This is a genomic window from Bacteroides faecium (genome assembly GCF_012113595.1).
GTDB lineage: Bacteria > Bacteroidota > Bacteroidia > Bacteroidales > Bacteroidaceae > Bacteroides > Bacteroides faecium.
In genome coordinates, this window is record NZ_CP050831.1 from 5452894 (window position 1) to 5473210 (window position 20317).

A 20317-nucleotide genomic window follows, 5' to 3' on the forward strand; every position below is an offset into this window, starting at 1 on the left:
TCCCGGGAACTATACAGAGAAAGATTATTTGCTCTAACATATTTAACAACAAATCAAATTAGGTATTATGTCAAAACTAAGATTCAGAGTAGTAGAAACTGCTTTCAAGAAGAAAGCGGTTGAGGTAGCAACCCCTGTTGAACGTCCGTCGGAGTATTTCGCCAAGTACGTATTCAACAAGGAAAAGATGTTTAAGTACCTTCCCAGCAAGGTATATAATGCATTGATTGACGCTATTGACAATGGTGCTCCGCTAGACCGCAGCATTGCCGACGAAGTGGCTGCCGGCATGAAGAAATGGGCTACTGAAATGGGAGTCACCCATTACACCCACTGGTTTGCACCGCTGACAGAAGGTACGGCAGAAAAGCACGATGCTTTCGTAGAGCATGACGGCAAAGGCGGCATGATGGAAGAATTCACAGGCAAACTGCTTGTACAGCAGGAACCGGATGCTTCCTCTTTCCCGAACGGTGGTATCCGCAATACGTTCGAAGCCCGCGGATACAGTGCCTGGGACCCTTCATCTCCTGCATTTATCGTAGACGACACTCTTTGTATCCCGACCGTATTTATCGCATATACCGGCGAAGCCCTCGACTACAAAGCTCCGTTATTGAAAGCACTTCGCGCCGTAGATAAGGCAGCCGTAGACGTTTGTCACTATTTCAACCCGGAAGTGAAGAAGGTAGTTGCCTATTTGGGCTGGGAACAGGAATATTTCTTAGTGGACGAAGGTTTATATGCCGCACGCCCGGACTTGTTAATGACAGGCCGTACATTAATGGGACACGACAGCGCCAAGAACCAGCAGTTGGAAGACCATTATTTCGGTGCTATCCCTACCCGTGTAGCAGCATTTATGAAAGACCTCGAAATTGAAGCCCTGAAATTGGGTATCCCAGTAAAGACCCGTCACAACGAGGTTGCACCCAACCAGTTTGAACTGGCTCCTATCTTCGAAGAATGTAACTTAGCCAATGACCATAACTTATTGATTATGTCGTTGATGCGCAAAGTAAGCCGTCGTCATGGTTTCCGCGTATTGCTTCATGAAAAACCGTTCAAAGGCGTCAACGGTTCCGGCAAGCACAATAACTGGTCATTGGGAACTGACACAGGTATCTTATTAATGGGACCGGGCAAGACTCCTGAAGACAACCTGCGTTTCGTTACGTTCGTTGTAAATACATTGATGGCAGTTTATCATCATAACGGATTACTGAAAGCATCCATCTCCAGTGCCACCAACGCCCACCGTCTGGGAGCGAATGAAGCGCCGCCGGCAATCATTTCGTCTTTCCTGGGCAAGCAGTTATCTCAAGTATTAGACCATATAGAAAACAGTACAAAGGATGACTTAATCAGCCTCAGCGGCAAGCAAGGCATGAAACTGGATATTCCGCAGATACCCGAATTGCTGATTGACAATACCGACCGTAACCGCACCTCTCCTTTCGCCTTCACCGGCAACCGTTTCGAGTTCCGTGCCGTAGGTTCCGAAGCAAACTGTGCTTCCGCCATGATTGCATTGAACTCTGCGGTAGCCAACCAGTTGACGAAATTCAAGAAAGACGTAGATGCTTTGATTGAAAAAGGAGAGCCGAAGATTTCTGCCATCCTCGAAATTATCCGCAGCTACATCAAAGAGTGCAAAGCCATCCACTTTGACGGCAACGGTTACAGTGACGAGTGGAAAGAAGAAGCTGCCCGCCGCGGTCTGGATTGTGAAACGAGTGTTCCTGTCATCTTCGACAACTATCTGAAACCGGAAACAATTGCCATGTTCGAAGCTACCGGTGTAATGACAAAGAAAGAACTGGAAGCCCGTAACGAAGTGAAATGGGAAACTTACACGAAGAAAATCCAGATTGAAGCCCGTGTATTGGGTGACCTGGCAATGAACCATATCATCCCGGTAGCAACCCAGTATCAAACGGATTTGATTAATAACGTCTATAAGATGCAATCCCTGTTCCCGGCAGAAAAGGCAGCCAAGCTATCTGCCAAGAACCTGGAACTTATCGAAGAGATTGCCGACCGTACAGCCTTCATCAAAGAGCATGTAGACGCAATGGTGGAAGCCCGTAAAGTGGCGAACAAGATTGAAAGCGAACGTGAGAAAGCCATTGCCTACCATGACACAATTACTCCGGCACTGGAAGAAATCCGTTACCATATCGACAAGTTGGAACTCATTGTCGACAATCAAATGTGGACGCTTCCGAAATACAGGGAACTATTATTCGTAAGATAAAAAAAGAAAAATGCCCGATGAGAAAGACTTCATCGGGCATGGAATAGAGATTATCTATTTCTTTTGTTGGTTGTTTTAAGTTTGCAGTGGAGGGGTGCCGTGAGGCAGTCCTCTTCTTTTTATACCCTATACACTCAAGAAGATAATCAACAGGCGTATATTCTCTCTTAAGAAACGCAGAGTGATAGTCATATTCTTTTCCACCGTCTTTTCTGAAATAGCAAGTTTCTCTGCGATTTCACGGTTGGTACACCCTTCCTTACGGCTCAATCGGAATATTTCCTGTTGGCGGGGAGAAAGCTCCTTCAACAACTGTTCTATGTATTCTCCCAATTCATGTGCCTCTATCTCCTCTTGAATCCCATACCAATCATTTTCATTTTCAGTGATAGTATCCAAAACCGTCAGCTTATAAGCATTCTCATTAAAGCTTTTCCGCATATGGCTAAAGATAAGATTGCGGGTGGCTATAAAAAGAAATCCCTCAAAACTTTCATTTTCTTTTAAAGATTCACGATAATTCCACAGTTTCAGAAATACCTGCTGCACGATGTCTTCCACATCGGCATCCGAAGTTATATAGAGACGAGAAAAATTACATACCTTTCCCCAATACCTATTATATACTATAGAAAACGCATTATCATCTCCTTTTTTCAGTAAAGATATCAAATCTGAATCTGTCATAAATAAGTTCGTTTATGATGCAAATATAGCACTAAAATCAAATAGCAATACTAATTTATTGAAATATTATATCCACAACTTATTCTTATTAATACCGAAATCCTACAAAAAAACACCTCAAACAGAAAAAAAACTTTTTTTCGGGAGGGTCAAGTTCAAGTTGCGAGTATTTAATACAGAAAGGCATAAAAAAGAATGAGTAATGGAAAAAAATGAGGTAAACAGATTGATTAAAGGTCTCTTGGCAGACAAGCTTGATTGGGATGAGAAAAAAAAGCTTTCCCAACATAAGCTTATCGAAGAACGAATGAAGCGGCAGTGGAAACACACCACTAGCGAATCATCGGAACAAGAAATGAAAGAAAGAATATGGCAGCGATTAGAAAATTGCAGAAAAGCAACACAAACACGTACATATACATTTTCTTTCCGACAATTCCTAGTGGCTGCTTCTATTCTTCTATTCACCATAGGGGGAAGTTTATGGTTGATGAAGCATTATGCAAACTCACCAAAACCTGAATATATTAATTTCACAGCAGAAAAGGCTTTGTTATATATACTTCCGGACAGTTCTCATGTTTGGATGCAGCCCAAAAGTAGAATATGTTATGCGAAAGATTTCGAAAAGCAACGAGAGGTTTGGTTGAAAGGAGAAGCATTATTTGATGTTACCAAAGGCAAGAAAAACAATTTCAGAGTACATATTCCAAAAGCATACATAGAAGTAAAGGGAACCTCATTCTCTGTTAAAAATAAAAGAAAAGATAAAAACGAAATCATATTATATGAAGGAAAAATTGATTTCAATATAAAAAACGCCTCTCATAGTATATCATTGAAACCTAAGGATAAAATAATCTATAATCCGGAAACAACTGAAATTGAAATTGAAACAGTAAATCACACAAGATGGGAAAACGGTCGTTATCTATTTACAGATATCACTTTAGAGGAATTAGTAGAAATTATTAACCAAAAATATACTTCCCGACTCGTTCTTGCAAAAGAAATCAACAAACAATATAAATATACCGGTAGCTTGAATTATGATGAACAACTAGAAGATGTAATCAAGAAAATATGTTATAGCATGAGTTTAAAAGCAGAAAAGAAAGGAGAAGAAATTCTCATTCATTAATATCTTTTAATTAACTATTTTAATAACTTAAAATCTAACAAAAAGCATGGAGAAACAAGTATTCTCAATCAGGCAACGATACCTAAAGAGTATCGTCTTGGCTCTGCTTCTTTACCCTATTACTTTATTTGCCGCAAATGCGCAGATTACCGTAAGAGGAGAAGCCTTAAGCATTAAAGAAGCAATCCTACAAATTGAAAAACACAGCAATTACGTTTTCTTCTACAACGCGACATTGCTAAAGGAAATGAAGAAAAGAAACATCGACTGTAAGGGGTCTATTGAAACTGTTCTTAAGGAAATTTTCAAGAACACCAATGTGGAGTATCTGATTAATGGCAATGAGGTCATTTTAAAAGTAAAAAATATCCCGGGAAGTGTTCAAGAAAAGAAACCGGTCAAAAAACAACGTACCGTAACAGGTACTGTAGTCGATGCAAATACACAAGAAACGCTGGTGGGTGCTAATGTAAAGTTAAAAGGGAATGATATTGGTACAATCACCGACCTTGACGGTAATTTTAGCATTAATGTAACCAGCAACAAAGATGTATTAGTCGTTTCTTATATGGGATACAAAACCGTAGAGAAAGTCGTTGAAGACATGGGTGTATTAAAAATTGAGTTACCTTCAGATACTGAAATTCTGAATGAAGTGGTAGTCGTAGGTTTCGGTACACAAAAAAAGGTATCGGTAGTAGGCTCTATTACCAACATCAAAGCCTCTTCATTGAAAGTACCGACTTCTTCACTGACTAACTCTTTCGCAGGACGCCTGGCCGGTGTTATTTCAACAACTTCCAGTGGGGAACCCGGAAAAGATGCATCTGAATTTTATATTCGTGGAATCAGTACTTTCGGAGGACGTGCCACTCCACTAATTATGCTGGATGGAGTAGAGATCAGTACTACTGAACTAAACTATATTCCGGCAGAAAGTATAGAAAGCTTTTCTATCTTAAAAGATGCTTCCGCCACTGCAATCTATGGTGCTCGCGGTGCGAATGGAGTTATGCTTATCACGACAAAATCCGGAAAGGAGAATGAGAAAACACGTATCAATGTCAGCGTAGAAAACTCATTCAATATCCCGATGAGTTTTCCCAATTTCGTAGACGGAGCCACTTATATGGAAATGGCAAACGAGGCATATTACACTCGTAAAGGAACTTACAACGGTCAACTCTATTCTCAAGAAAAAATAGATAATACACGTCTTGGAAAGAATCCGTACGTCTACCCGAACGTTAACTGGAAGGATATGATGTTTAAAGATATGTCTATGAGTCAACGGGCGAATATCAATGTCAGTGGTGGTGGTTCAAAAGCCAACTATTATCTTAGTTTACAAGCCAATCATGACACCGGCGTATTGAATACCCAAAAGCTCTATTCATTCGATAATAATGTAAATGTCTGGAGCTATACCTTCCAAAGTAATATAGATTACAAGCTTACTCCCAGCACTAAAATTGAGTTACGTATGAACGCTCAATTACATAACAGCGGTGGCCCGGCCAAAAGCACAACTGATTTGTTCGCGGAAATGCTACAAGCTAATCCTGTCAACTTTCCGGCTTACTATCCCAGCAGCGCAAATCCTGCCGGAACCGATCATATGTTGTTTGGTAATGCATATTATACAGGAGATGTATTATATACCAATCCATATGCCGATCTGTTAACAACTTATGGTGAAGATTTCCAAGCTACCATTCTAACAACAGTAAAACTGGAACAAGGATTAGACTTTATCACCAAAGGACTAAAACTAAGAGGATTAATTAGCTTCAGAAATTGGTCTGACTCCTACTTCACCCGTGAAGTCGAACCATACTATTATATGCCAAAGTCAGGTTCTTACGATCCTTACGATCCCGATGCCGCAAACTATACCTTAGAACGTGTAGGTAATAAAGGAAATGATTTTATCACTCAAAGTGATCCGAAAAAATATGCCGATCGCACTATACAATTCCAGGCATCTTTAGAGTGGGCACGCAATTTCGGAGGAAAACACGATTTATCAGCTATGTTACTTTACTTACAACGCGAGTATCGCGTCAATCCGTTACCAACCCGTAACCAAGGCTTATCCGGACGACTCACTTATGCATACGACCAACGTTACCTGTTCGAAGCAAACTTTGGTTATAACGGTACGGAACGTCTGGCCTCAGGACATCGTTTTGAGATGTTTCCTTCAGTTGCTGCCGGATGGGTCATCAGTAATGAGAAATTTTTCGAGCCGTTTAACAAAGTGATTACAAATCTAAAAATCAGAGGTTCATGGGGATTAGTCGGTAATGATGAAACAGGAACAAAAGACATACGTACCGGAAAAGACGGGCCTCACTTCATTTATCTGACTAATGTCGAATTAAATGACGATAATCATAAATATACAACCGGAGTAGATATGGATGTCACCTACAAAGGGCCAGTTATCACACAATATGGAGTAACAAATGCAACTTGGGAACGTGCAGAAAAACTTAATCTGGGTATCGACCTTGAGTTATTCAGCAAGTTATCATTAACAGTTGATATTTTCAGAGACAACCGACGTAATATACTACTCCGCCGTGAGCGTTTTCCGGAATATCTTGGTTTCGAAAATGCCAAACCATGGGCATCTGTGGGAAAGGTAAAAAATACGGGAGTAGAAGTAGCGATGAATTATGTACAAGATATAGGAAAAAATTGGAGTATTGATTTGCGAGGTACATTTACTTACAACCAAGCTACTCTGGTATATTCTGACGAAGCATACCGCGAAGAAGAATATCGCCGTAAGGACGGAAAAGCCCTGAACGGGACATGGGGATACGTGGCAGAACGTCTTTTTATTGACCAGGCAGATATCGACAACAGTCCCTCACAAAAATTTGGAAATTCACCTATGCCGGGTGATATCAAGTACAAGGATCTCAATGGAGATGGAATGATAGATGGCTCCGATGTATGTGAACTGTCTCCCTATGGAGGAACTCCCAATATAATGTACGGATTCGGTTCCACAATACGCTATAGGAAATTTGATTTAGGCTTCTTCTTCCAAGGGGCAGCACAACGAAAAATAATGATCGGTAATATTCATCCTTTTGGAAATACCCGAAAAAATGTACTACAATTTATCGCTGACGATTATTGGAATGAATCCAATCCTAATCCAAATGCTGCTTATCCACGTTTGGAAGACCGTGATGACGCGAACAATAACCGTCAAACTAGCAGTTATTGGTTACGCGACGGTTCGTATATGCGCTTAAAGAATGCAGAAATAGGTTATTCATTCAAATATGGACGCATATATTTGATAGGCAACAACCTGCTAACATTCAGCAAATTCAAATTATGGGATCCGGAACTAAGTTGGAATGCATATCCTCTTTCCCGTACATTCAGTATTGGTATGCAACTTAATTTCTAGAAATATTTATAATAGAACAAACATATGAAACCAAATATATTTAATAAACTCATTATCGGGGCAACAATAATGGCAACTGCCCTCACCTCGTGCGATTATCTGGATGTGGTACCGGTAGAACAAGTGACTATTGAAGATGCTTATAAAAAACCGGAATTGACATTGGCTTATCTCTATTCATGCTACAGCGGATTGAATAAGTGGAATCCGGTAGACTACTACAATGAGGATGTTTCTTCAACAGACGAATATGTATTGCCCCCCAGTTGGAACGGCGATGCCTATAATCTTCAAACAAACCAACGCTCATCAGCTACAGGCGGCGGTTGGCATTGGCGTTACTGCGGATATGATCCTATTCGTACTTGCCATATGTTTATCGACATCGTGGATAAAGCTCCGAACCTGACAGATGACCAACGGAGAATATGGAAAGCGGAAGCTAAGTTTCTGGTTGCCTACTATCATTTTATGGTATTGCGCAAATATGGTCCCTGCCCTATTATGGACCATGCTTATCCTAACGACGCGACAGGAGATCAGCTGCCCGGACGTTCACACTATGATGCTGTAACAAAATTCATTGTAGACCTGATTGATGAAGTAATGCCTGACCTGCCCGATCGCTGGACAGGTGGTGATTGGGGACGTGCTGATAAAGTTATAGCTAAGGCCGTAAAAGCCCGTGCACTCCTCTATGCCGCCTCTCCTCAATGGAATGGAAATACCCTATATGAATCCGGACGCCTGAAATGGGAAAATACCCGCTGGGAAACTCCGGGATACGGGAAACAACTCGTCAATCCCGTATATAGCGAACAAAAATGGAAAGATGCCAGAGACGCCTGTCAAGAGGCTCTTGATTTTGCTTTACGCCAAGGATTAGAACTCTACCAAGAATCGAATTTTGATGAACTGAAAGATGTCAGTAGTTCCCAAAAAGAATTCATGAGATATGTTTTCCGTATGCGCTATGCGTTACTATCCCGAGCCAATGCTACCGGTAAATGCCAGGAAGTCGTATGGGGACTTGCAGAACAAAGTCTGGTAGTTAGCGGTTGCCTCCCTCGCCGAATGTTTGAAAAGACTGACGGAACGTGGCAAGACGGTTGGTCAGGAGTATCCCCTACATTGGAAGCCATAAAACAGTTTTATACCAAAGACGGATATCCTATCACTGATGTCAATCACTTCTACCCTCAAGATGAATGGTATGAGCTTGCCGGAAAGAAGATAGTAGATAATGAGCCTTCTTATTCCGGAAAAATTGACGCCGACGAAATCATCAAATTAAATACTAATCGTGAACCTCGTTTTTATGCGTGGATGGCATTTAATGGTGGCGAATATGGAACAAAGATTGTCAAGGAAATGCCTATAATATTAAAGATGAGAGATGAGAATACACAAGGATATAATCCGGCTATTTCTAATAGAGATTATTGTCGTACCGGATTCCTCAGTCAGAAATGGTGTCACCCAAGTCTGGCATACAAAGACAACGGTTCAAGTAACAGCGGCTCATTCACTTCTCCCCGTCCTCTGATACGCATGGCTGAATTATATCTTAACCTTGCTGAATGCCATGCAGCCTTAGGAGAAGAAGAAGCATTTCTTGAAACAATCAATCCGGTCCGTACCAGAGCAGGCATCAACGCATTAAGTTCAAGTGACATACCACATGGTAAGGATGATATGACAGAGTGGGTACGCCGAGAACGTTTTACTGAATTTTATGGAGAAGGAATCCGATTCTACGATATGCGCCGTTGGTTGAAAGGCAAAGAAATTATGGGTAAAGGATTACATGGCATGAATATGGTGGAATTCACCGGACCTACAGTAGAGCAATTCAACCGGGAAACAGTAATGCCTGAATACAAAGAGGTATCATGGGACGACCGTCTGTATCTGATACCACTCTATTATGAAGAAGCGGATAAAAGTGACAATCTAGTACAGGCTCCCGGATACTAAACTTTTAAATTTAACATGAAAAGATAATCAGTTATGAAAAAATACATTTATAATATAGTCATAGCTTTATATAGCTTGGGCGTTCTGTCAGTTAGTTGCTCTGATGACGACTTCAGTAACAAGCCCAAAACAATAGATATCAATCACATCATATTAACCCCGATAAATGGTGGATGTGAGGTTGAATGGACACCGGATCCGGAAGACAACAATTTTGCCTTCCTCCACATAGAATTCACCGACCATGACAATAAGAAACGTTCATATAACGTCAGCCGTTATGGCAGTGAACTCGTTATTCCATTCTTAAAAGATGAAAATGGTAATCCTATACTTAATGAGAACGGAGAATCCGTAAAAGTTATCATTAAAGATTTGATTAATCAAGAGTATACATTACATTTCTATGCGTACAATAATGATAATAAACATATAGATTTAGGTAGTCGCACTATCACTCCAAAAGATTACAAGCAATGCGACCCTGATTCTATCTTCTCCGTCAAACTTACTCCCAAAGGGGGAAATAAAGTGATAGCAGAATGGAAAGAGCCTCAAATAAAAAGTAGTTCGACTTCTGAGAAAGTATTCTTCAGATTCAACTTTGGCAATGAACTGGTAGAAACAAAAACCGTAGCTCTTGGAGTACGACATGCTGAATTTATTTTGGAGAACTCAGGAAAGTGTACCGTAGAATACGGCACTTACTCCAGCATCGGGAAAGAATGGGTAAAAACAGCAAAAGATCCGCTCTCTGTTGTTAAATTCTATTCCATACCTTTATGGACTGCCCAAGACAAAGAAGGCTGGGGAATTACCTGTAACTCAGAATATCTTGAAGGCAACCAGGGGGCTGATAAACTCATTGATGGAAATGTAGGCGATCATGGCAGCGGTTTCTGGTCGTGCGGTTGGAATAGCTCTAATTTCCAAGACAAATATGAGTTTATTATCACTTTACCCGAAGTACAGGATATAGTTGGCGTTATTCTCCAACAAAGGCAAACAAAGGTAAATGGTTGGTGGCGCTTAGCCAAACACTTTTCTATAGAAGTAAAAGAAGAAGGACAAAGTGAATACACCACTGTTATTGAAGAAGGGACATTAACGGACGAAGGTTCTGAACCGGGTACAGACGGTCCAGTAGGTACAGGCTATTTAGCGATGCAAAACTTTGATTTCACAGACTTATACCAAACAAAAGAAATTCGTTTGAAAATATGGGAACCCCTTAATTTGAATCAATTGGAAGGACAAGACGACAATACCAAAAGAAACCTTTGTATGGCAGAATTTGGTATTCTGATTAAAGATCCTGCTAAGAATGATGAATGACCTTAATTATTATAAACTAATTAATTGAAACACAATGAAGAATATTTTATTCAGTTTATTATGCGCTCTTTTCCTCTTCACTGCATGTTCAGATGATGATGAAAGAAGTGAAACAGCCACATATCTCCGAATCCCAGAGAATGTAAAGGCAGTGCATTACTTGAAAGATGTACAAAGAGACAACATAAAGATAGAAACAAACGACCCGGATTGGACAATCACGTCCGACAAAGATTGGTGTGACGTACACCGCATCAGCAGTAACCCGGAAATGTTCCGTTTGGCGTTAGACGAGAATCTCAATCTGAATCAACGCGATGCCAAATTAACGCTAAAGGCCGACGGCATTACCGAGACCATTACAGTTAAGCAATTAGGAACTAAGCCTGCAATTCTTATCAATCCTGAGAAGTTTGATAATGTCCCTTCCGAAACAACAGACTATGAACTAGTTATCACAACCAATGTTTCTAGTTTTACTTGGAAAATACCGGAACAAGACAAAACTTGGCTGAGTGTCAAAGCACTGGTAGAAGATAACGAAACACGTTCTATGGTGGATAGTAAATATACACTTACCGTACAAAGTAATCTGACATTAGAAAAACGTTCGTCGGTGATCACATTCATCGGTAATGGTGATGAGGATGAACATCCCTCAGTTGAACTGACTATTACTCAGAAAAAGCGTTCTACTGATATAGGAGATATCCTGGAAGAAGACACAAAAATTATTCCCAGAAATGCATGGGCAAGTACAGAACAAGGCTCTCAGCCTATTTCCAATTCCTACGACACATTTACAGATGATACTCATTGCTATCATTCAAATTGGTTTGAAACAGTACAATTTCCTGCTACATTAGAATATTACTTTGACGGGACACAAGAACTGGATTATATTATGTATTATGCAAACAATAATAATAAATTTAAAGAAATCAATATTTACTATCTCGACGGTGGGGAAATAAACTCTTTCAACCAAAACACCCGCCCTGAAAGTTCTCCTTCAACAGGTCGGACATGGATAAAAATAGAAAAAGATTATACCTTACAGAATACACTAGATGCGCAAAAAGTACTCTTACCAAAACGTATACAACAAGTATATGGCATTAAAATTGAAGTTAAATCCTCGTATGGAGCAGGAGTAGCCTGCAATGAAATGGAATTCTATCATAATAATAATTCTCATCTCAATGCGCAACTACTAGCAGTATTCAAAGACATTACCTGCTGTGAATTAAATGCAGATGCCACAGACGACATGATTAATAGTTTACCCGGATACTTTGCCCAACTGGCTTCCAAAATGAAAAACGGGGAATACTCCGATTGGGAAAGAAAGTTCCGCATACAGGATTACAAGCCTTATAGTGATGTATTTGAAGCAGCCAATAAAGTGCTAACCAAAAAATATGGCAATCAAGATAATATTACCGGAATACATGTAGAGAAAGATGATGAAATTATTGTGCTAGTAGGCAATACACATGGCAATGCAGTCTCATTGCAAGTTTTGGGAGAAGAAATCGTTTCAGGGGACAATAGCTATGTACAAACCGAATCTCCGGATAAGGCACAAGTCATTGCGCTTGCAGAAGGACTTAACGTAGTTAAGATCCAAAAGAAAGGTATGTTATTTGTTTTATACACAGCCGATCCTACTAACCCTGCCAATGAACCGATACGCATACATATTCCTTATGCCAGTGGAAAAGTCAGTGGTTTCTTCGATTTAGCAACAGATAAGACCAATGCTGTATATACAGACTTATTAGGCAAAGCCACTTATAAATATTTCGGTGTACGAGGCAAAGATATCATCTTCTACTTCCATACATCAGAACTAAGAAAAGTGGCACCTACCAAGATTGTAGAAGCTATTAACTTATGGGATAATATTGTTGGTTGGGAACACGAAATTATGGGATTCACCAACGAGCTCAGAAGAAGATATAATAATCATATCTTTGCTATTTCACCGGAAGGCAGTTATATGTGGCAATCAGAGTATCGTGTAGGTTTCGTGTATAGTTACCTTGAAAATATCCTATTGCCTGAAAAAGTAGAAGCGGTAGAAGATAACGCTTGGGGACCGGCACACGAAATCGGACATATTCACCAAAAAACGATCAACTGGCCAGGATGTTCAGAATCTTCCAACAATCTATTCTCCAACTACGTGATCTACAAAATGGGAAAATATCATTCACGTGGTTATGGTTTATCCCGTCTTGCCATATCTCGCTGTTTTGTTAATTCTCCCTGGGTAACATTAGGTGAAGGCAGTGCCAAAAATGAAGATACTGAATTACATATGAGGATGTATTGGCAACTATTTATTTACTATCATTTATGTAAAGGCAAAACGGATTTCTGGCCTAAAGTATTCGAAAACATGAGGAATAAATATGCAGGAACATATACTGCTGAAAGTCAGAATAACGGCCCGGCAAAATCACAAATGATGTTTGTGGAAGCTGTATGTGACGCTGCACAAGAGAATTTACTTGATTTCTTTGATACATGGGGCTTTTTTACACCAACGGTTTCCGGCTTCAAAGTAAATCAATATGGTACATTCCCCTATGAAATAACAGAAGATATGATTAATGAAACCAAACGAAATATTTTCTCTAAACGATACGCTAAAGCCGCCCCTATTCAATATATCGAAGACCGGAAGAAAGAATGGTTTGATGCGAATGATTATCGTTCCAATGAATCCGGAGATATAGGATATTATGAACAATTCAAAGGAACAACAGCAACATTTGCCGATGATTATGTAAAAGCAACACTTTCCGGTACCGATGTTACGGTTGATTCCGGCACAGGTTCTAAAGCTGTCGCTTTTGAAGTAAGAAAAGGAGATAGCAGTACCGGACAATTAGTATTCTTCTCTAATAGTTTCAAGTTTACTGCTTTTCTTCCTAATGGCGTGAATATAAACGAAACCAAACTCTGGGCTGTACAAGCAGACGGGGTACGTAGAAGTATCAAAGTAAATTAATAATTCAACACATAACACAAAGTAAAAGGGCTGTTCCATTTTCAACATTAGAAACGGAGCAGCCCTTATTATTATTTTCCGGTTAAATCAAAATCATTCGATAATCTTCGCATCCTCAATATCGTCATCGTTATGTGACATCGGAGTCTGTGGACGACGACGTGCAAACTTGAACCAATTTATCAACTCGGAAAGCGAATAAACCAAGCTGCTGATACCGATAATGATAAAAGCAGTATTACGTGCTCCCGTCGGATTGAACAAAGCAATGATACCCGCAATAAGAATCAGGGAAGGAATCAGATAAAATGCTCCCGGAACAGGCATCCAGCGACGAGCGGCAGATAACGAAGCAATCTGTTGCACACCACCCATAATCAGAATAAACCCTAACAGGAACATCAGAACATCCGCAAAGAACTCAGGCATCATAATCAGCCAAAGTCCGAATAATAAACTACCGATTCCTTCAATCGGGAAACGGGGGGCGGGCTCACCTTCCGTTCTTTTCCGTCCGAAATAGCCGAAAAGGCTGATAACACCGGGAATCAAAAAAGCGACTCCTACTGTGATAACAATATAACTGGCAGCCGCATTCGGCCAAATCACCAAGACCAAACCTATCACGAGTGCAAAGAGAATACGAATAAGGGAATAATTCATTGTTTTCATAAATTCTATATTTTTTAACCAAGTCTGTTCCAATACTTTTGCGAATATAAGTGTTTCTACTGATATATAAAAATAACAAATAAACATTGTAATAAGTTCGTAATAAATTCGTTATAGCTATTACATCTCACTTAGATAATTTTGCAGAAAATTAAAAACAGATTCTTCATTATGAAACCAAGCGAAACAAAAAAGAAGTGTCCTTACGTTGAGCGTGACATCAGTTGGATGTATTTCAACCAGCGTATCTTACTCGAAGCCGCCCGCCCGGAAGTTCCTTTACTGGAACGGCTGACTTTTCTTGGCATCTATTCAAACAACCTCGACGAGTTCTTCCGTGTCCGTGTCGCTACCTTAAATCGGATTATAGAGTATGACGACAAGAACATACAGAAAGAACAGGAAGTCGCCGCACACACACTGAAACAGATAGGCAAGCTGCACAACCGTTACTACGAGCAGTTTGAAGAAACGTTCGCCTCTATCATGGAAGAACTGAAAAAAGAAAATATTTATGTTATCAAAGAAACGGAAATGAACGATGAACAGAAAACGTTCATCAGTTCTTTTTATCGCAACAAGCTAAATGGTTCCACCACCCCACTTTTCCTTAACGGCCCCCGCCAGTTGGACGACCAGACAGATGAAGATATTTATCTCGCTATCCGCTTGCTCCGCAAAGATGAAACTGGAAAAATAAAAGAGAAGGATTATGCAGTCATCCAGTTGCCGGTCGGAGAATTCGGACGCTTCATCCAACTGCCCGAATCGGAAGGAAAGACTTATCTTATGTTTCTCGATGACGTCATCCGCTACTGCCTGCCTATGATTTTTGTCGGAATGAAATATACCGATTATGAAGCATACACCTTTAAGTTCACCAAAGATGCCGAAATGGAAATAGACAGTGATTTGCGGACGGGCGTACTTCAGAAAATCTCCAAAGGAGTGAAAAGTCGCAAGAAAGGCGAACCTCTCCGTTTTGTGTATGACGAGCAAATCCCCAGGGATTTACTAAAAAGACTGACCGACCGTCTGAATATAGGCAAGAACGATACCCGTGTAGCCGGTGGACGTTATCATAATTTCAAAGATTTAATGAAATTTCCAGTCTGTGGTCACAATCATCTGAAATATCCTGTTTGGGAACCGATTTTCAAACCCGAACTAAACGGTGCGGAAAGTCTGCTGACCCTGATTCGTCAGAAAGACCGCTCGCTGCATTATCCTTATCATAGTTTTGATACTTTCATCCGCGTACTGCGCGAAGCTGCTATCAGCAAAGAAGTGAAAAGTATCAAGACGACGCTTTACCGGCTAGCTAAAGATTCCAAAGTAATCAAGGCATTGATTTGCGCAGCAAAGAACGGCAAGAAGGTGACGGTAGTCATCGAATTACTGGCACGTTTTGACGAAGCCTCGAATATCAATTGGAGCAAAAGAATGCAGGATGCAGGAATCCATGTAATTTTCGGAGTGGAAGGACTGAAGATTCACTCCAAACTCGTACACATCGGAACGCGCCACGGAGACATTGCCTGTATCAGCACGGGAAACTTCCACGAAGGAAATGCACGTATGTACACCGACTATACAATTATGACCGCCCACCGTCCCATTGTCCGGGAAGTAAATGCCGTATTTGACTTTATCGAGAAGCCATACACGCCCGTTAATTTCAAAGAGTTGCTCGTTTCTCCCAATGATATGCGTAAACGGTTGATTGCTCTTATCAATAAGGAGATAAAGAACAAGGAACAGGGAAAAGACGCCTATATCCTTGCCAAAGTAAATCACATAACAGACCGCACACTTATTGAAAAGCTATACGAAGCCTCAGCAGCAGGAGTCAAAATAGAACTGGTGGTACGCGGCAACTGTTCTTTGGTACCGGCTGTTCCGGGCGTCAGTGAGAATATACATATCAATGGAATTATAGACCGTTATCTTGAACACTCACGCATCTTCATTTTCGCCAATGGCGGAGAAGAAAAATACTATATCGGTTCGGCAGACTGGATGCCACGAAACCTGGACAACCGCATTGAAGTGCTGGCTCCTGTTTACGACAAAGAGATACAGGCGGATTTAAAACGGATTGTCTGTTACGGATTTCAAGACACAGCGAAAGGACACATAGTAGACGGGATGGGAAGCAACCGGGCATGGAATCTTCCATTCACTCCTCCACTAGGCGAGGAAACAATATCACCATTCCGTTCACAAGAAAAGTTATACAACGAATACAACAACACATTATGATAAGTATGAAGAAAGTTAATTATGCAGCAATCGACATCGGTTCCAATGCCGTTCGGTTACTAATAAAATGCGTAAACGAGGAAAATGCGCCCGAACTTATGAGTAAGGTGCAGCTCATCCGTATCCCGTTACGGCTGGGAGAAGATGCTTTCACAGCAGGTGTTATTTCGGCAGAAAAAGAGAAGAAACTGATCCGGCTGATGAAAGCCTACAAGCAATTGATGAAAATATATGATGTAGTGGATTATCGTGCCTGCGCCACGTCCGCTATGCGCGACGCCCGGAACGGCAAAGATATTGTCCGGCAGATAGCCAAGAAAACAGGTATCCGTGTAGATATTATCGACGGGCAGGAAGAAGCGCATATTGTATATGACAACCACATCGAGCAACTGTTTGCATCCGGACAGAATTATCTATATGTAGATGTTGGCGGCGGTAGTACGGAAATTAACCTTATCAGCAACGGAGAATTGAAAAACTCCCGTTCATATAATATAGGTACAGTCCGTATGCTTAGCGGCATGGTGAAAGAAGAGGAAAAGGAAGCGCTACGTACCGACCTGATTGGCATTGCCGCGGAATATGCCCCTGTCAGCATTATCGGTTCGGGCGGAAATATTAACAAGCTCTTCCGTCTCGCAGACAAGAAGGATAAAAAGGCTTCTCTCCTACCCGTTGAATCGCTGCGTGAGATTTATACGGCTTTACAAGCCCTTCCCACCGAACAACGCATCAAGCAATACAAACTGAAACCGGACCGGGCAGATGTAATTGTTCCCGCAGCAGAGATATTTCTTGAAGTGGCGACTTATGTAAAAGCTACCGGTATCATTGTACCTACTATCGGATTGTCCGACGGCATCATTGATAGCCTGTACACACAGAATATGAATGTAGCACCTGCTTCGCATAATTTTACTTCTCCGATTGAATGAATTTATGCTTCAGTTTACATAACTTTATTCGTCTGACTATAGTTGAACTTTCGTCTGACTATAGTTATCTTTTCGTCTAACTATAGTCAGACGAATAAAAGACTATAGTCAGACGAAAAAAATCATGCAAGACAATTACTACTGCCTTGCAATCGAGGGGTTAATTCATAGAGAAAACAGCCGGAAAATAGTTCATTCTCCGGCTGTCGACTTATATTAAAAAAGAAGATTAGTATTTTATTACCTTATCACTGCTTGAAGGCGTACTATACCAATCGGTATTAGTACTCTGATCATGCGCCCAATCCGCAAAATGACCATACGCTTCTGTTATCACAGTTCTTTCCATCGGATAAGCAAATTTATCGGGGACACAAAGAGCCCATGTATTATTGTTGGTCTGCGTTAAACAAGTTTTTCTCATTATCCACACAACTGGTAAAAACGGCAGAGGTTGCCAATAACGAAAATGTTAGTGCTTTTGCAATGTTTTGTTTCATAATCCCCTAATTCTTTAGTTCGTTTTATTTATGCGAAAAAAGCTATTACCCCTAATACGCTGGTAATCTGCTTGCAAAGATAGTCGTATTTGCAGATATTAAATAAAAAAAGGCTGTATTTTTCAATACAGCCTCCTGCTTTTTTTTCACGTTCGCATCAAAAAGGGAAAAGTAAAGGTAAAACGAAAATCATCACAATTCCCATAATAATCTGTAACGGCAATCCTACTTTGACATAATCCATAAAGGTATATTGCCCGGCAGGCATCACTAACGCGTTAGGTGGTGTAGAGAACGGAGAAGCAAAGCACATACTTGCTCCTACTGTCACAGCAAACAGGAACGGTAGTGGACTAACACCTATCTGTATGGCACTTTGCAAAGCTATCGGCGCAAGCAGTACTGCCGTAGCGGTGTTACTGATAAACATAGTCATCAATGAGGTTGTAAAATAGATACCTGCCATTAACGCTAGAGGACCATAAGACCCCAAACCACTGACTAACGTATTGGATATATACTCCGAAGCCCCTGTTTTCTCCAAAGCCAAAGACATGGGAAGCATGGCGGCAATCAGCACGATACTTTCCCAATTAATTGTTTTATAAGCAGCTTCCACATTACGGAAGCATCCGGTCAGTACCATCAATATACCTGCTATCATAACGGCAGTGACCGGAGCAACAGGAATAAAGTCGAATACCATCATTGCCACCATCAACACCATGATAGAGGCAGCTACCGGAGCCTTATAGTCTAAAGTAACTTTAGCCGCTTCTGCCAAAGGCTGTCCTAAAACAACCCAATCGGAATCTTCTTTGCTAAGGCGGGCTATGTTGTTCCATGTGCCCTGCACTAAAAGAACATCACCGCTATGAATCCGCTCATTGCCCAAATCTTGCAATATATATTCTTTTTTACGACGAATACCCAATACATTTACGTTATACAAATCACGGAACCCTGTTTCTTTAATAGTCTGATTTATCAGATTGGATGCCGGCATCAAGACTATTTCCGCAATTCCGATATCATAAAACTCAAGAGAATTAGCAGAGTTCTTCGTTTCCTCCGTTGCATGGTCGCCCAATATTTCCAGCAGGTAGTCTTCGGCAAACAGTTGAACCTTTTCAAAATCGCCTGTCATATATAGGATATCTTCTGCCTGGAGTACTGTATCCGGCGCCGCAAACTTCTGTGTAATCGTTTTCAGAAAGCGATGTTGCGACGCATCCCCACGACGGACTTCTATAATATTCAGCCCATATTTGCGTCGGATATCCAAATCAATGATTGTTTTTCCCAAAAGGCGGGAATCTCCTATCACCTGCAAACGGAACAAATTGCTCGAAAGCCCGTATTCATTTACCAATTGCTTCAGCGATTTGCCTGAGCGTGAATTGTCGCTTTTCTTTCCTTTCTTAGAAAGAAACCATTTGCTAAGCGGCATCAGCACCAACGTACCGACAGCTACACAAACAAGACCTACCGGCAAGAATGAAAAGAAAGAGAGCGGTTCGAGTCCTGCCGAAGTCAGTGTGTTTTGTATCACAAGGTTCGGCGGAGTACCGATTAAGGTCATCATACCACCCATACTACTTGCAAAAGCCAACGGCATCAACAGCCGGCTCGGATTCATTCCGGCGCTCATAGCTAAACTGACTACAATAGGAAGCATCAGCGCCACCGTTCCGGTATTACTGACAAATGCGCCAATGGCAGAAGTCACCAGCATGACCAATAGAAACAGACGGGTTTCACTCGTTCCCGCAAGTTTAAGGATACGGGAACTTATCATTTTTGCCAGCCCTGTCTGGAAAATAGCCCCGCCTACCACAAACAATCCGATCATCATAATGACTACCGAATTGGAAAAACCGGAAAGAGCTTCATCAGGGGTTAATATCTGAAAAATAAGTAAGGCTACCAACGCACAAAGTGCCACAATATCCGAACGAATCTTGCCGTTCACGAAAAAGATAGCCGAAAGAACGAGAATAATAATGGTTATTAACATAAGTAATTAAATGATTGTTTTATTCTGACTTTATCAAAAATCAATTTGGGCAGACAAAAATAGAAAATACTCCCACTTA

The 20317-nt window shown here is 40.9% G+C and carries 11 protein-coding genes and 1 pseudogene; 8 read left to right on the top strand and 4 right to left on the bottom strand.

Annotated elements, in window-relative coordinates:
• Window positions 1-67: 67 nt before the first annotated feature.
• Window positions 68-2257, top strand: a complete 2190-nt coding sequence (locus BacF7301_RS20465; protein ID WP_167965752.1) for a glutamine synthetase III family protein — start codon at window positions 68-70, stop codon at window positions 2255-2257.
• A 126-nt stretch (window positions 2258-2383) separates the two neighbouring features.
• Here the strand turns inward: BacF7301_RS20465 and BacF7301_RS20470 are convergent, their stop codons facing one another.
• Window positions 2384-2944 carry an RNA polymerase sigma-70 factor gene (locus tag BacF7301_RS20470; RefSeq protein WP_167965754.1) on the bottom strand — a complete coding sequence of 187 codons (561 nt, stop codon included), beginning with the start codon at window positions 2942-2944 and terminating at the stop codon, window positions 2384-2386.
• 202 nt (window positions 2945-3146) lie between these two features.
• Here BacF7301_RS20470 and BacF7301_RS20475 point away from each other — a divergent pair, with 202 nt between their 5' ends.
• Genes BacF7301_RS20475 through BacF7301_RS20495 form a run of 5 tightly spaced genes read left to right on the top strand, consistent with a single transcriptional unit; the run spans window position 3147 to window position 13849 of the window.
• Entirely contained in the window at window positions 3147-4085 is a 939-nt protein-coding gene (locus tag BacF7301_RS20475; protein WP_167965755.1) for a FecR family protein, read from the top strand.
• A 46-nt stretch (window positions 4086-4131) separates the two neighbouring features.
• Window positions 4132-7518 carry a TonB-dependent receptor gene (locus tag BacF7301_RS20480; protein WP_167965757.1) on the top strand — a complete coding sequence of 1129 codons (3387 nt, stop codon included), beginning with the start codon at window positions 4132-4134 and terminating at the stop codon, window positions 7516-7518.
• 24 nt (window positions 7519-7542) lie between these two features.
• Window positions 7543-9495 carry a RagB/SusD family nutrient uptake outer membrane protein gene (locus BacF7301_RS20485; RefSeq protein WP_167965759.1) on the top strand — a complete coding sequence of 651 codons (1953 nt, stop codon included), beginning with the start codon at window positions 7543-7545 and terminating at the stop codon, window positions 9493-9495.
• Between the two features lie 33 nt (window positions 9496-9528).
• On the top strand, window positions 9529-10830 hold the full coding sequence (locus tag BacF7301_RS20490; RefSeq protein ID WP_167965760.1) for a discoidin domain-containing protein: 1302 nt from the start codon (window positions 9529-9531) through the stop codon (window positions 10828-10830).
• A 34-nt stretch (window positions 10831-10864) separates the two neighbouring features.
• Window positions 10865-13849, top strand: a complete 2985-nt coding sequence (locus BacF7301_RS20495; RefSeq protein ID WP_167965761.1) for a M60 family metallopeptidase — start codon at window positions 10865-10867, stop codon at window positions 13847-13849.
• A 93-nt stretch (window positions 13850-13942) separates the two neighbouring features.
• On the opposite strand, the gene BacF7301_RS20500 is transcribed toward BacF7301_RS20495, so the two are convergent.
• Window positions 13943-14521 carry an HdeD family acid-resistance protein gene (locus BacF7301_RS20500; RefSeq protein WP_167965762.1) on the bottom strand — a complete coding sequence of 193 codons (579 nt, stop codon included), beginning with the start codon at window positions 14519-14521 and terminating at the stop codon, window positions 13943-13945.
• Window positions 14522-14692: 171 nt separating this feature from the next.
• Between BacF7301_RS20500 and BacF7301_RS20505 the strand changes: the two genes are divergently transcribed.
• Together BacF7301_RS20505 and BacF7301_RS20510 are read left to right on the top strand one after the other, a co-directional pair.
• Entirely contained in the window at window positions 14693-16783 is a 2091-nt protein-coding gene (locus tag BacF7301_RS20505; RefSeq protein ID WP_167965763.1) for an RNA degradosome polyphosphate kinase, read from the top strand.
• The gene (locus tag BacF7301_RS20510) at window positions 16780-17721 is read left to right on the top strand and encodes a Ppx/GppA phosphatase family protein (protein WP_167965764.1); all 942 of its coding nucleotides are present in this window, start codon (window positions 16780-16782) and stop codon (window positions 17719-17721) included. The genes BacF7301_RS20505 and BacF7301_RS20510 overlap by 4 nt, the downstream gene beginning before the upstream one ends.
• A 229-nt stretch (window positions 17722-17950) precedes the next feature.
• On the opposite strand, the pseudogene BacF7301_RS20515 reads toward BacF7301_RS20510, so the two are convergent.
• Both BacF7301_RS20515 and BacF7301_RS20520 read right to left on the bottom strand, forming a co-directional pair.
• Window positions 17951-18115 (bottom strand): annotated as a pseudogene (locus BacF7301_RS20515) (LruC domain-containing protein); the annotation flags it as partial.
• Between the two features lie 263 nt (window positions 18116-18378).
• The gene (locus BacF7301_RS20520) at window positions 18379-20238 is read right to left on the bottom strand and encodes an SLC13 family permease (protein WP_167965765.1); all 1860 of its coding nucleotides are present in this window, start codon (window positions 20236-20238) and stop codon (window positions 18379-18381) included.
• Between the last annotated feature and the right edge of the window lie 79 nt (window positions 20239-20317).

Excerpts from the sequence above, each read along its gene's own strand:
- BacF7301_RS20465 (WP_167965752.1), top strand. The coding sequence starts at position 68 with ATGTCAAAACTAAGATTCAGAGTAGTAGAAACTGCTTTCAAGAAGAAA.
- BacF7301_RS20470 (WP_167965754.1), bottom strand. The coding sequence starts at position 2,944 with ATGACAGATTCAGATTTGATATCTTTACTGAAAAAAGGAGATGATAAT.
- BacF7301_RS20475 (WP_167965755.1), top strand. The coding sequence starts at position 3,147 with ATGGAAAAAAATGAGGTAAACAGATTGATTAAAGGTCTCTTGGCAGAC.
- BacF7301_RS20480 (WP_167965757.1), top strand. The coding sequence starts at position 4,132 with ATGGAGAAACAAGTATTCTCAATCAGGCAACGATACCTAAAGAGTATC.
- BacF7301_RS20485 (WP_167965759.1), top strand. The coding sequence starts at position 7,543 with ATGAAACCAAATATATTTAATAAACTCATTATCGGGGCAACAATAATG.
- BacF7301_RS20490 (WP_167965760.1), top strand. The coding sequence starts at position 9,529 with ATGAAAAAATACATTTATAATATAGTCATAGCTTTATATAGCTTGGGC.
- BacF7301_RS20495 (WP_167965761.1), top strand. The coding sequence starts at position 10,865 with ATGAAGAATATTTTATTCAGTTTATTATGCGCTCTTTTCCTCTTCACT.
- BacF7301_RS20500 (WP_167965762.1), bottom strand. The coding sequence starts at position 14,521 with ATGAAAACAATGAATTATTCCCTTATTCGTATTCTCTTTGCACTCGTG.
- BacF7301_RS20505 (WP_167965763.1), top strand. The coding sequence starts at position 14,693 with ATGAAACCAAGCGAAACAAAAAAGAAGTGTCCTTACGTTGAGCGTGAC.
- BacF7301_RS20510 (WP_167965764.1), top strand. The coding sequence starts at position 16,780 with ATGATAAGTATGAAGAAAGTTAATTATGCAGCAATCGACATCGGTTCC.
- BacF7301_RS20520 (WP_167965765.1), bottom strand. The coding sequence starts at position 20,238 with ATGTTAATAACCATTATTATTCTCGTTCTTTCGGCTATCTTTTTCGTG.